The organism is Pseudomonas sp. p50(2008), assembly GCF_015351605.1.
GTDB lineage: Bacteria > Pseudomonadota > Gammaproteobacteria > Pseudomonadales > Pseudomonadaceae > Aquipseudomonas.
In genome coordinates, this window is record NZ_JACMYF010000004.1 from 366,388 (window position 1) to 377,975 (window position 11,588).

The following is an 11,588-nucleotide window of genomic DNA, read 5'->3' on the forward strand; positions in this document are numbered from 1 at the left end:
CAGACCGCTATCGCGAGCAGGCTCACTCCTACAGGGGGAAGGGATTTCAATCCGGAATCAGACCAACGCTTTATCCAGGGCCTTCTCGATTTCCGATTTGATCGTGCCGCTCATGGCCGACATCAGCATGCCCAGCTCCACATCCACCTTGATCGAGTCCTCGCCGACCTGCACCGTGCCTTTTACGCCCGAGCGTTTGAGGTTCAGGGTGTCGCCGGACCATTGCGGCTCCAGGCCATATTGGTCGGACAGTTTCTGCGCCAGCTTTTCAGCCTTCTCGCGGGCCGCTTCCTTACCCAGGCCGTGGGCACGTTCAACACTAATACGGGCCATCGAATGACTCCTGCTTGATGAATACTTCCTGAAGCATCTTGACCGCCGCTGCGGCAAAACGTCCCGGTGTTTCCTTATCTTACCTTTACCCACTCCAAGACAAAGCAGGCCACCGGGATTAGAATGTCCCGCATTCTCTTCTGGTGACAGCGATATGACTGATCAGCGCAAAGGCAGCGATGCCGAACCCACCACTCACTTCGGTTTCAAAAACGTTCCGGAAAGCCAAAAAGCGGAAAAAGTCGCTGAGGTTTTTCACTCGGTAGCCGCCAAGTACGACCTGATGAACGACCTCCTGTCGGGCGGCATGCACCGTCTGTGGAAGCGCTTCGCAATCGAACTGTCGGGCGTGCGCACCGGTAATCGCGTGCTGGACATCGCGGGTGGCACCGGCGACCTGACCAAAAAATTCTCGCACCTCGTTGGCCCGACCGGCCAGGTCGTGCTGGCCGATATCAACGAATCCATGCTCAAGGTCGGTCGTGACCGCCTGCTGGACCTCGGTGTTGCCGGCAACGTTGAGTTCGTCCAGGCAGACGCTGAAAAGCTGCCGTTCCCGGACAACCATTTCGACTGCGTGACCATCGCTTTCGGCCTGCGCAACGTCACGCACAAAGAAGACGCCCTGCGTTCGATGTTGCGCGTATTGAAACCGGGCGGCCGTCTGCTGGTGCTGGAATTCTCCAAACCGACCAACGCGCTGATGTCCAAGGCCTACGACGCTTATTCCTTCGCTTTCATGCCGCTGATGGGCAAGCTGATCACCAACGACTCGGAGAGCTATCGCTACCTGGCCGAATCGATCCGCATGCACCCGAATCAGGAAACCCTGAAATCGATGATGGTCGAGGCCGGTTTCGACCGCGTGACCTATCACAACATGACCGCAGGCATCGTTGCCTTGCACCGCGGCATCAAACCCTGATGTTGCTCGCCGGTCTGCTCGCCAGCGTTGAACTCGGTCTGAACCGGGTGCTGCGTCTCGACAGCACGGCACTGCCACGGCTCGCGCATTTGAGTGGCAGGGTGATTGCCGTCGATTGCCGCAGCCCGGCCTTCCAGCTGTACATCCTGCCCAGTGACGAAGGCCTGATGCTCGCTTCCCAGTGGGAAACCGGCGCCGACTGCACTTTGCGTGCACCCGCCTCAAGCCTGCTGAAACTGGCGATGAGCAAAGACAAGACCGCGGTGCTGCATGGCCCCGAAGTCGAGCTCGACGGTGACAGCGGTGTGCTGCTGGAACTGGCGGCGATCCTTCAGGACCTCGAACTGGATTGGGAGTACGAACTCTCGCGCTGGCTGGGACCGGTGGCCACACAACTGGTTGGCGGTCATCTGCGCAGCCGCGCACGTTGGTACCAGCAAGGATTCACAAGCCTGGGGCAGAACCTGGGTGAATACCTGGCCGAAGAATCGCGAACCCTCGTCGGTCAGCGCGAAGCCGAAGCCCGTTTCAGTGAACTGGACCAGATCAAACTCGATCTGGAACGTCTCGAGGCGCGTTTCGAGCGCCTTTCCCGATCCCTCGACCCAAGCGATAACGCATGAAGCTGCTTGCCGTCCGCCGTTTGTTGCGCATCCAGCGCGTTGTGATTCGCTACCGCCTCGATGACCTTCTCTTCGCCCTGCCGCTGCCCTGGTTTCTGCTGGCGCTGCGCTATGCCTTGCCGTGGCGCTGGTTCCCGCGCAAAACCCTGGACCTGACCCGAGGCGCACGTTTGCGTCTGGCATTACAGGACCTGGGGCCGATCTTCATCAAGTTCGGACAGATACTGTCCACCCGTCGTGATCTGCTTCCCGAAGACATTGCCGATGAGCTGATGAAGCTTCAGGACCGGGTGCCTCCGTTCGATTCGCAAGTGTCGGTCAAGCTGATCGAAGAACAGCTCGGCAAAAAGATCAGCGAAGTGTTCAGTCGCTTTGACGTTGAGCCCCTGGCCTCGGCTTCGGTGGCGCAGGTGCATGCCGCGCAACTGAAAACCGGCGAAGAAGTCGTGGTCAAGGTTATCCGCCCGGGCCTGAAGCCGATCATTGCGCAGGATCTGGCCTGGCTGTTCATCCTCGCCCGAGCTGCAGAAAAGCTATCGGCCGACGCCCGCCTGCTACACCCGGTGGACGTGGTCCTGGACTACGAAAAAACCATCTACGACGAACTCGACCTGCTGCGCGAAGCTGCGAATGCCAGTCAGTTGAAACGCAACTTCGAAGGCTCGCCACTGCTCTACGTCCCCCAGGTCTATTGGGATTGGTGCCGGCCGAAAGTGCTGGTGATGGAGCGTATCTACGGCATTCAGGTCACTGATCTGGCCACCCTCGCTGACCAGCGCACCGACATGAAAATGCTCGCCGAGCGCGGCGTGGAGATCTTCTTCACCCAAGTGTTCCGCGACAGTTTCTTCCACGCCGACATGCACCCGGGCAACATTTTCGTCAGCACCGTGAACCCGTGGAGCCCGCAATACATTGCCATCGACTGCGGCATCGTCGGCAGCCTGACTCCGGAAGATCAGGATTACCTGGCGCGCAACCTGTTCGCGTTTTTCAAGCGTGACTACCGGCGAGTCGCCCAACTGCACATCGATTCAGGATGGGTACCGGCAGAGACCAAACTGAATGAATTCGAGGCAGCGATTCGCACCGTATGCGAACCGATTTTCGAAAAACCGTTAAAAGATATTTCCTTCGGACAGGTCCTGATGCGCCTGTTCCAGACCGCTCGGCGCTTCAACATGGAAGTGCAGCCGCAGCTGGTGCTGCTGCAGAAAACCCTGTTGAACATCGAAGGCCTGGGCCGTCAGCTGTACCCGGACCTGGACCTGTGGAACACCGCCCAGCCGTTCCTCGAACGCTGGATGCGTGAGCGCGTCAGCCCGAAAGCCTTGATTGGCAACGTTCAGAGCCAGTTTGAGCAATTGCCGCACCTGGCGAATATGGCTCGCGACCTGCTCGAACGCATGTCCCAACCCCACGCCTACGACCCACCGCCGCCGTGGCACAAACGCAAGGACGACTGGTTCCTGCGGCTGCTCGGCTGCGCTCACCTGGCCGGTGGCGCTATTTTGCTTGCCGGTGGACCGCTGGGTGAAATGGGTCATTGGCCGGCCGGAATCATGGTGGCTGTCGGTTTGTATCTGGTCGTTCGCCGATAGCCAGTCGCGCAACACGCTGGCACACTGTTTCAACGCTGAATTTCACGTGGGCCTCGATTCATGAAGTGAGAGCCTGCATCGGAGTCGAAGATGAAAAACTGGCTGGACGAAATCAAGTGGGACGCCGATGGCCTGGTGCCCGCGATTGCCCAGGATCACAAGACCGGGCGCGTCCTGATGATGGCCTGGATGAACCGTGAAGCGCTGGAGCTGACCGCCGCCGAGAACCGCGCCATTTACTGGTCCCGGTCCCGGGGCAAGCTATGGCGCAAGGGCGAAGAGTCCGGTCACGTGCAGACCCTGCATGAGATGCGCCTGGACTGTGACGCCGACGTGATCATCCTGATGGTCGAGCAAGTCGGCGACATCGCCTGTCATACCGGACGCCAGAGCTGCTTTTATCGTGTCTTCGAGAACGGCGACTGGACAACCGTCGACCCGGTCCTGAAAGACCCGCATGCCATTTATTCCGCAGGACACAAACATGAGTGACACTCTGACCCGTCTGGCCCAGGTGCTGGAAGAGCGCAAAGGCGCCGCCGCCGATAGCTCGTATGTCGCCAGCCTGTACCACAAGGGCTTGAACAAGATTCTGGAAAAAGTCGGCGAAGAGTCGGTCGAAACGATCATTGCCGCCAAGGATGCCGCCATCAGCGGTGACTGCAGCGATGTGATTTACGAAACCGCCGACCTGTGGTTCCACAGCATGGTTATGCTCGCCCAACTGGGGCAGCATCCTCAGGCTGTACTCGATGAACTGGACCGTCGCTTCGGTCTGTCCGGACACGCCGAGAAAGCCTCGCGTCCGTCCGCCTGAACAACTATTAGAGAGGAGCAGCAACATGGGCATTTTTGACTGGAAACACTGGATCGTCATCCTGGTTGTTGTCGTTTTGGTATTCGGCACCAAGAAACTGAAAAACCTCGGGACTGACGTCGGCGAGTCCATCAAGGGCTTTCGCAAAGCCATGAACGATGATGAAAAACCGGCTGATCCAACCGTGACTCCGGCCCAACCGGTTCCGCCCGTTCAGCCTCAGACCACACCGGTAAACCAGCCGCACACCATCGATGTGCAGGCACAAAAAGTCGAAGAACCAATCCGCAAAGACGTGTGAGCACAGACTAATGTTCGGTATCAGCTTCTCTGAACTGCTGCTCGTCGGCCTCGTCGCCCTGCTGGTATTGGGCCCCGAGCGCCTGCCGGGTGCTGCGCGTACGGCTGGCCTGTGGGTCGGGCGTCTGAAGCGCAGCTTCAACGCGATCAAACAGGAAGTTGAACGTGAAATCGGTGCTGACGAGATTCGTCGGCAACTGCACAACGAGCACATTCTGTCGCTGGAGCAGGAGGCGCGGAAGATCTTCTCGCCGACCCAGCAGGAGGCCACACCGGTTCAGCCTGCCGAACCGGTGACGACGCCAACGATCCATGCTCCGACGACGGAAGCTGCGCCCGCCACTGCGCCGACGGAAGCGGTGAAAGCCGTTGAACCGGCACCGGTCATGGCTCCCGCCGAACCCGTTGCTCCTGCCGCCGCGCCGACAATCACGGCGCCTCACGACACCCCATTGCCGCCGCGAGCCCCATGAGCGACCTTCCTGAAAATGACCAGCACATGCCGCTGGTTTCGCACCTCACCGAGTTGCGTACCCGTCTGCTGCGCTGTGTAGCGGCGATCTTCATCGTCTTTGCCGGTTTGTTCGCCTTTACCCAGCAGATCTATACCTTCGTCTCCACGCCGCTGCGGCAATACCTGCCAGTCGGCGCGACGATGATCGCCACCGACGTCTCGTCACCGTTCCTGACACCGCTGAAGCTCACCATGATGGTCTCGCTGTTCCTGGCGATCCCGGTGATCCTGCATCAGATCTGGGGCTTCATCGCACCAGGCCTTTACAAGCATGAGAAGCGCATCGCGGTGCCTTTGCTGGTCTCCAGCATTCTGTTGTTCTACGCCGGCATGGCGTTCGCCTATTACCTGGTATTCCCGCTGATCTTCAAATTCTTCGCCGCCGCCACCCCGGCTGGCGTGGAAATGATGACGGACATCAGCAGCTACCTCGACTTCGTCATGACGCTGTTCTTCGCATTTGGCGTAGCGTTCGAAATCCCGGTCGCCGTGGTACTGCTGGTGTGGATCGGCGTGGTCGACGTCAAATACCTGAAGAAAATCCGTCCGTACGTGATCATCGGCTGCTTCGTGGTCGGCATGATCCTGACGCCGCCGGACATCTTCTCGCAGACGTTGCTGGCCGTTCCAATGTGGCTGTTGTTCGAGATTGGCATCCTGTTTGGCAGCCTGATCAGCAAACGTGGCGAGCACCCGGACGACCAGCCGGTTGACGATCACAACGACCAGCCGCCAGCGACCCAGCCGTGAACCTGCTGCTACTTGAAGAAGCTGATTTCATTGCAGCCGACCGGGCGATCCTGCGCGATCGCCGGTTGACCCATATGCAGGAAGTCCACCGCTCTGAAGTCGGTGATAGCTTGCGTGTCGGCCGCATTGGCGGATTGATGGGTTCTGCCGAACTGCTGCGCCTGGACGCGGATGAAGCCGAATTGCGGGTCACCCTTGACCAGCCGCCACCGACCAAGCTGCCATTGACCCTGATTTTGGCCCTGCCACGCCCGAAAATGCTCCGCAGGGTGTTTCAGACCGTAGCGGCCATGGGTGTGCCGCGGATCATCCTGGTGAACAGCTATCGCGTCGAGAAGAGCTTCTGGCAAACGCCGTTCCTGGAGCCCGAGGCGATTCGCGAGCAGTTGATCCTGGGGCTGGAACAGGCCCGAGACACCGTGTTGCCGGAGATCGTCATCGAGAAACGCTTCAAGCCGTTCGTCGAAGACCGCCTGCCGGCCATCAGCGAAGGTACCCTCGGGTTGGTGGGCCATCCCGGCAACTACCCCGCCTGTCCTCGCGGTCTCGAAGAACCGGTGACCCTGGCCATCGGCCCGGAAGGTGGCTGGATCCCTTACGAAATAGACCTCCTGGGCAAGTCCGGTCTGCAACCGGTACAGCTCGGCGAACGCATTCTTCGGGTCGAAACAGCCGTCACTGCGCTGCTCGCACGCCTTTTCTGACACTCCCCCATACACCGCCAGCTGCTACAGAGAATGCGAAGGTCTTCAGGTCATTTCTCACGACTTCAGTATCCGGCACACCTGCCGATAAAACTCCCATAAAACCTATGAGTGGTTCGAGGGAGTTTCAGCATGTACCAATGGCTAGCCGATAAACTGGGAAACGTCAGCGTCAATCGCAAGCTGGGGGTGGGTTTCGGCCTCGTTTTGCTGCTGACGATGTTGATCACCCTCACCGGCTGGACCGGCCTGAGCGGCGTGCTGAGTCGCGGTGACAAGCTGGGTTTCATTTCCAGCCTGATCGAGCTGAGCCAGGACCTGCGCATTGCCCGAATGAACTACGACATGCGTCGCGGCGAGCAAGGGCCGGGCGCGGTCAACGAAGTGCTGGGCGAACTCGACACCCGCCTGAAAACGGCACGTACGATGATTGAGCAACCTGCTGATGCCGCCATGGTCGACCAGCAAATCGCCGCCGTCGACGAGTATAAGCGCGCCTTTGCCGACATGGCCCAAGCCACCGTTAAGCGTGAAGATGCCCGCAGCAAACTCGGGGCGACCGCCGACAATGCCGTGGCTCAGGTCGCCACGGTCGAGAAGTCCATGCTGCAAGGCGAAAACGTTGCCGATTACAGCAACGTGATCGAGCTGAGCAAGCTGCTCCAGCAGGCGCGTTATCAGGTCCGCGGCTACACCTACAGCGGTAAGGCCGAAGCAGAACAGCCCGCGCTGGACGCTATTGACAAGGCCCTGGAAAGCCTGGGAACACTCTCCTCCAAAGTGCCGGAACAGCACCTCACCAACCTCCAACAAGCCACTGAATCGCTAACGGCTTACCGCGCTGCCGTCAGCCAGTTCCGAGACTCGCAGACAGCAAACGCCACTGCTCTGAAACACATGGCCGCACAAGGCGAAATCCTGATCGACCTCAGCAAAAAACTGACGGCGTCGCAAACCGTCGTACGTGACACCGATGCCGCGCATGCCAAAAACATGCTGCTGCTGGCCACCCTCCTGGCCCTGGCGTTTGGCTTGCTAGCGGCCTGGGCCATTACTCGTCAGATCGTGATTCCTCTCAACCAGACTCTAAAAGTCGCCGAGCGCATCGCGGCGGGTGACCTGACCCACAGCCTCATCTCCCAGCGCCAGGACGAACTTGGGCAACTGCAGCGCGCCATCCAGAGCATGACGCAAGGGCTGCGCGAACTGATCAGCGGCATCAGCGATGGTGTAACGCAAATCGCCAGCGCTGCCGAAGAACTGTCCGCAGTCACCGAACAGACCAGCGCCGGGGTTAACAGCCAGAAGGTTGAAACCGACCAGGTAGCAACCGCCATGAACGAAATGACCGCCACCGTGCAGGAAGTTGCACGCAACGCTGAAGAAGCCTCGGAAGCCGCCGTTGCCGCCGACCAGCAAGCCCGTGAAGGTGACAAAGTGGTCGGTGAAGCCATCGCCCAGATCGAGCGCCTGGCCCTCGAGGTTGGCAACTCCACCGAAGCCATGGGTCATCTCAAGCGCGAAAGCGACAAAATCGGCAGCGTGCTCGACGTGATCAAGTCCGTGGCCCAGCAAACCAACCTGCTTGCCCTCAACGCCGCCATCGAAGCTGCCCGCGCCGGTGAGGCAGGACGGGGTTTCGCAGTGGTCGCCGACGAAGTTCGCAGCCTCGCTCAGCGCACCCAGAAGTCCACCGAAGAAATCGAAGAGTTGATCGTCGGCCTGCAAACCGGCACCCAGCACGTCGCCACTATCATGGACAACAGCCGCACCCTGACCGACAGCAGCGTCGAACTGACCCGCCGAGCTGGAGGTTCGCTGACCAACATCACCCGCACCGTGTCGGCGATCCAGTCGATGAACCAGCAGATTGCTGCGGCAGCCGAGCAACAGAGCGCCGTGGCTGAAGAGATCAACCGCAGCGTACTGAACGTGCGCGATGTGTCCGAGCAGACCTCGGCAGCGAGTGAAGAGACGGCGGCGTCCAGTGTTGAGCTGGCGCGGCTGGGGACGCATTTGCAGATGCTGGTGGGGCGGTTCAGGGTTTGAGGTGATGGCCTGATCTCGGTGCACTCGGCACCGAGGCGATGCCATCGCCAGCAGGCTGGCTCCCACAGTGGATTTGTGGTGTTCACACCTAACCCGGTGGGAGCTAGCCTGCTAGCGATGACCGGCCCTCAAGGCCGCCGCAGTTAGAGAACCTGGCGCAAAAACGCCTGCGCCCGCGGATCCTTCGGCGCATCGAAGAACTCTGCTGGCGAGGCATCTTCCAGCAGTTTCCCGTGATCGAAGAACAGCACCCGGTCCGCCACTTCCCGCGCAAAACCCATTTCATGAGTAACGCAGACCATGGTCATGCCTTCCACGGCCAGGGTTTTCATTACGTCCAGGACTTCACCGACCATTTCCGGGTCGAGCGCCGAGGTCGGCTCATCGAACAGCATGACCTTGGGTTCCATCGCCAGCGCGCGGGCAATCGCCACGCGTTGCTGCTGGCCGCCGGACAGACGTGATGGAAATTCGTGGGCCTTCTGCGCGATGCCGACCTTTTCCAGCAGCGCCAACGCCTTGGCCTCGCGCTCCTTCTTGCCGCGCTTGCGCACAACTTTCTGGGCCAGGCAGAGGTTCTCCAGCACGGTCATGTGCGGGAACAGGTTGAAATGCTGGAACACCATGCCGACTTCGCGGCGGTAAGCGTTGACGTCGGTTCTCGGGTCGGCCAGTTGCAGGCCGTCGATGCTCACCGACCCCGAGTCGAATTCTTCCAGGCCATTGAGGCAACGCAGGAAGGTCGACTTGCCGGAGCCAGACGGGCCGATCACCACCAGCACCTCGCCCCGCTTCACGTGCGTCGTGACGTTATCCACAGCACGAACCACCTGGCCACGGGTGTCGAAGACTTTTACCAGATCGCGAACTTCAATCACTTTGCGCGAGCCTCCGCTCAAGCCGGCTGGCGATTTTCGACAGCGGCAGGTTGATCAACAGATAAAGACCGGCCACGCAGAACAGGATTTCGAACGGCGAAAATGAGGTGGTGATGACTTCACGGCCGCTTTTTAGCAGCTCGGTGATCGCGATCACCGACACCAGCGAGGTGTCTTTCACCAGGCTGATGAACTGCCCTGCCAAGGGTGGCAGGACGCGTTTCAATGCCTGGGGCATCACGACATGGCGCATCGATTGGCCCGCGCTCAGGCCCAATGAACGCGCCGCTTCGTTTTGGCCGCGGGCGATCGACTGCACACCGGACCGAATGATCTCCGCAACATAAGCGCCAGTGAACAGCGAAAGCGCGGCGATCCCGGCGAATTCCCGGGACAGGTTCATCACGGTGCCGATGAAGAAGTAGAAAATGAAAATTTGTACCAGCAGCGGCGTGCCGCGCACCAGTTCGACGTAGATCGTCGAGAGGTCGCGCAATGTCGGGTTGTTCGACAGACGGCACAGGCCGGTGGCGAGGCCGATCAACAAACCGAGCACACCCGACACCACCGACAGCCACAAGGTCGTCCAAAGGCCCCACAACAGCGGACCTGCGGCCCAATGACGGGTGACACCAATGACATCGCCTTCAGCGACATCATCGCCTTGAGCGACTTGCAGGCTGTTGTCGTCCACGATCAGACGCTGTTCATCGCCAGCATCGTTGCGCAGGGTGACTTCAGCCTTGTCGCCCTTTCGCACCAGTTCGCTGACGGTGGAGATATCGGCAGCGCGCTGGGACTCTTCGGCGTGATAGGCGAAGTATTGCGGCACACGGTTCCAGCGCCATTCGTATGACATCAGCGAGGTGGCGTAATACAACGCGCCGGCCAGGCCGATCAGCACGAGCACGGTTAGAACGTGCCATGGCCATTGGGATTTTCTTTGTTTCATTTGTCAGCAGTTTCCAGAATTCGTGTCGCCAGGAACGGCGTCATCGAGCCAGTTCGCGGTCCTGTAGCAGCTGCCGAGGTACGAGGCTGCGTTGCGTGTCCGCACGACCGCCCCAAAGGGCCGCTACGCAGCCCAGCGCAGCCTCGTACCTCGGCAGCTGCTACAGGGGGCGAGGCTGCTCGCGATTGGTGCTGAAGCCTTATTCCATATCCTTGAGCCAAGCGGTGTCTTTGAACCACTTGTCATGGATGCGATCGTAGGTGCCGTCTTCGTGGATCTGGTGCAGGAAGTTGTTGATGAAGTTGATGCTGTCGTAGTCACCCTTCTTCAAACCAAAGGCCAGCGGCTCGTAGGTGAACGGCTTGTCGAGGAACACCAGCTTGCCGGCACCCACTTTGTTCACCGCTACAACGTTGTACGGCGCGTCGTAGATGAACGCGTCGGCCTTGCCGTTGACCACGTCAAGCACGGCTTCCTGCTCGTTGTCGTAGCCGTGGTATTTGGCTTTGGAGATCAGCTTTTTGGCGACCATTTCGCCGGTGGTGCCTAGCTTGGAGGTGATGCGATAGTCGGCGGTGTTCAGGTCTTTATAGGACTTGATGGTGCCTTCGAGCTCCTTGCGGATCAGCAGGGTCTGGCCGACCACGATGAAGGGGTCGCTGAAGTTCAGGCGCAGGTTGCGTTCCTGGGTGAGGGTCATGCCACTGCCGATCATGTCGAACTTGTCGGTCATCAGGGCCGGGATGATGCCGTCGTAGCCGGTGGACACCAGCTCCAGCTTGACGCCCATGGCCTTGGTCATGGCTTTGAGGATGTCGACTTCGAAACCGATGATTTCGCCGCGCTTGTTGGTCATTTCGAACGGCATGTAGGTCGGGTCCATCCCGACTTTCAGCGTGCCGCGCTTGACCGCGTCATCGATGGCACCGGCCTGCGCCGTGTTGATTGCAACCAAAGCCGTGACGCCGACCAGCAGCATCGAAAGATACTTCTTCATCATCAAGTCCCCAAAACCATTGCGGTGTGAGGCACGCAATCGGCGGTTTTCCCTGGAAAACCGGCAGATACGAACAGAAAGCTGTCCGGGCGCACCAATTCGGGGACGGATGCTAACGTACTCGGCCGTTTGCACAAGGGTTTAA

Annotated in this window: 14 protein-coding genes and 1 pseudogene; 11 read left to right on the forward strand and 4 right to left on the reverse strand. The window is 59.7% G+C overall.

Going from position 1 to position 11,588, the window contains the following annotated elements; genetic code table 11:
* Positions 1-57 precede the first annotated feature (57 nt).
* A complete protein-coding gene (locus H7698_RS13390; RefSeq protein ID WP_162440015.1) occupies positions 58-333 on the reverse strand; it encodes a polyhydroxyalkanoic acid system family protein in 276 nt (91 codons plus the stop codon).
* A 154-nt stretch (positions 334-487) separates the two neighbouring features.
* Between H7698_RS13390 and ubiE the strand changes: the two genes are divergently transcribed.
* The 11 genes and pseudogenes from ubiE (at position 488) to H7698_RS31890 (ending at position 8,616) form a co-directional block, all read left to right on the forward strand.
* The gene (gene ubiE, locus H7698_RS13395) at positions 488-1,258 is read left to right on the forward strand and encodes a bifunctional demethylmenaquinone methyltransferase/2-methoxy-6-polyprenyl-1,4-benzoquinol methylase UbiE (protein ID WP_007948968.1); all 771 of its coding nucleotides are present in this window, start codon (positions 488-490) and stop codon (positions 1,256-1,258) included.
* Complete coding sequence (locus H7698_RS13400) at positions 1,258-1,881, forward strand: ubiquinone biosynthesis accessory factor UbiJ (RefSeq protein ID WP_194691678.1); 624 nt, start codon at positions 1,258-1,260, stop codon at positions 1,879-1,881. The genes ubiE and H7698_RS13400 overlap by 1 nt, the downstream gene beginning before the upstream one ends.
* Positions 1,878-3,482 (forward strand): ubiquinone biosynthesis regulatory protein kinase UbiB, encoded by a 1,605-nt coding sequence (gene ubiB, locus H7698_RS13405; RefSeq protein ID WP_162440013.1) that lies wholly within the window; start codon positions 1,878-1,880, stop codon positions 3,480-3,482. The genes H7698_RS13400 and ubiB overlap by 4 nt, the downstream gene beginning before the upstream one ends.
* Positions 3,483-3,572: 90 nt before the next feature.
* Positions 3,573-3,974 (forward strand): phosphoribosyl-AMP cyclohydrolase, encoded by a 402-nt coding sequence (gene hisI / locus H7698_RS13410; protein ID WP_162440012.1) that lies wholly within the window; start codon positions 3,573-3,575, stop codon positions 3,972-3,974.
* Entirely contained in the window at positions 3,967-4,299 is a 333-nt protein-coding gene (locus H7698_RS13415) for a phosphoribosyl-ATP diphosphatase (RefSeq protein WP_007899279.1), read from the forward strand. The genes hisI and H7698_RS13415 overlap by 8 nt, the downstream gene beginning before the upstream one ends.
* Before the next feature lie 25 nt (positions 4,300-4,324).
* The gene (locus H7698_RS13420; protein WP_162440011.1) at positions 4,325-4,600 is read left to right on the forward strand and encodes a twin-arginine translocase TatA/TatE family subunit; all 276 of its coding nucleotides are present in this window, start codon (positions 4,325-4,327) and stop codon (positions 4,598-4,600) included.
* Between the two features lie 10 nt (positions 4,601-4,610).
* A complete protein-coding gene (gene tatB / locus H7698_RS13425; RefSeq protein WP_194691679.1) occupies positions 4,611-5,072 on the forward strand; it encodes a Sec-independent protein translocase protein TatB in 462 nt (153 codons plus the stop codon).
* Positions 5,069-5,863, forward strand: a complete 795-nt coding sequence (tatC, locus tag H7698_RS13430; RefSeq protein WP_162440009.1) for a twin-arginine translocase subunit TatC — start codon at positions 5,069-5,071, stop codon at positions 5,861-5,863. The genes tatB and tatC overlap by 4 nt, the downstream gene beginning before the upstream one ends.
* Positions 5,860-6,567, forward strand: a complete 708-nt coding sequence (locus tag H7698_RS13435; RefSeq protein ID WP_162440008.1) for a 16S rRNA (uracil(1498)-N(3))-methyltransferase — start codon at positions 5,860-5,862, stop codon at positions 6,565-6,567. Before tatC ends, H7698_RS13435 begins: the two co-directional genes overlap by 4 nt.
* A gap of 219 nt (positions 6,568-6,786) precedes the next feature.
* A pseudogene (locus H7698_RS31885) lies at positions 6,787-7,761 on the forward strand (methyl-accepting chemotaxis protein); the annotation flags it as partial.
* 141 nt (positions 7,762-7,902) lie between these two features.
* Positions 7,903-8,616: a methyl-accepting chemotaxis protein gene (locus H7698_RS31890; RefSeq protein ID WP_442966296.1), complete on the forward strand. Its 714-nt coding sequence runs from the start codon at positions 7,903-7,905 to the stop codon at positions 8,614-8,616.
* Between the two features lie 143 nt (positions 8,617-8,759).
* Here H7698_RS31890 and H7698_RS13445 read toward each other — a convergent pair whose 3' ends face one another.
* The 3 genes from H7698_RS13445 to H7698_RS13455 all read right to left on the reverse strand — a co-directional run bounded on the left by H7698_RS13445 (position 8,760) and on the right by H7698_RS13455 (position 11,443).
* Positions 8,760-9,494: an amino acid ABC transporter ATP-binding protein gene (locus H7698_RS13445; protein WP_194691681.1), complete on the reverse strand. Its 735-nt coding sequence runs from the start codon at positions 9,492-9,494 to the stop codon at positions 8,760-8,762.
* Entirely contained in the window at positions 9,487-10,446 is a 960-nt protein-coding gene (locus H7698_RS13450; RefSeq protein ID WP_194691682.1) for an amino acid ABC transporter permease, read from the reverse strand. The genes H7698_RS13445 and H7698_RS13450 overlap by 8 nt, the downstream gene beginning before the upstream one ends.
* Before the next feature lie 199 nt (positions 10,447-10,645).
* A complete protein-coding gene (locus tag H7698_RS13455) occupies positions 10,646-11,443 on the reverse strand; it encodes a transporter substrate-binding domain-containing protein (RefSeq protein ID WP_162440005.1) in 798 nt (265 codons plus the stop codon).
* Positions 11,444-11,588: the final 145 nt, after the last annotated feature.

Excerpts from the sequence above, each read along its gene's own strand:
- H7698_RS13390 (WP_162440015.1), bottom strand. The coding sequence starts at position 333 with ATGGCCCGTATTAGTGTTGAACGTGCCCACGGCCTGGGTAAGGAAGCG.
- ubiE (WP_007948968.1), top strand. The coding sequence starts at position 488 with ATGACTGATCAGCGCAAAGGCAGCGATGCCGAACCCACCACTCACTTC.
- H7698_RS13400 (WP_194691678.1), top strand. The coding sequence starts at position 1,258 with ATGTTGCTCGCCGGTCTGCTCGCCAGCGTTGAACTCGGTCTGAACCGG.
- ubiB (WP_162440013.1), top strand. The coding sequence starts at position 1,878 with ATGAAGCTGCTTGCCGTCCGCCGTTTGTTGCGCATCCAGCGCGTTGTG.
- hisI (WP_162440012.1), top strand. The coding sequence starts at position 3,573 with ATGAAAAACTGGCTGGACGAAATCAAGTGGGACGCCGATGGCCTGGTG.
- H7698_RS13415 (WP_007899279.1), top strand. The coding sequence starts at position 3,967 with ATGAGTGACACTCTGACCCGTCTGGCCCAGGTGCTGGAAGAGCGCAAA.
- H7698_RS13420 (WP_162440011.1), top strand. The coding sequence starts at position 4,325 with ATGGGCATTTTTGACTGGAAACACTGGATCGTCATCCTGGTTGTTGTC.
- tatB (WP_194691679.1), top strand. The coding sequence starts at position 4,611 with ATGTTCGGTATCAGCTTCTCTGAACTGCTGCTCGTCGGCCTCGTCGCC.
- tatC (WP_162440009.1), top strand. The coding sequence starts at position 5,069 with ATGAGCGACCTTCCTGAAAATGACCAGCACATGCCGCTGGTTTCGCAC.
- H7698_RS31890 (WP_442966296.1), top strand. The coding sequence starts at position 7,903 with ATGAACGAAATGACCGCCACCGTGCAGGAAGTTGCACGCAACGCTGAA.
- H7698_RS13450 (WP_194691682.1), bottom strand. The coding sequence starts at position 10,446 with ATGAAACAAAGAAAATCCCAATGGCCATGGCACGTTCTAACCGTGCTC.
- H7698_RS13455 (WP_162440005.1), bottom strand. The coding sequence starts at position 11,443 with ATGAAGAAGTATCTTTCGATGCTGCTGGTCGGCGTCACGGCTTTGGTT.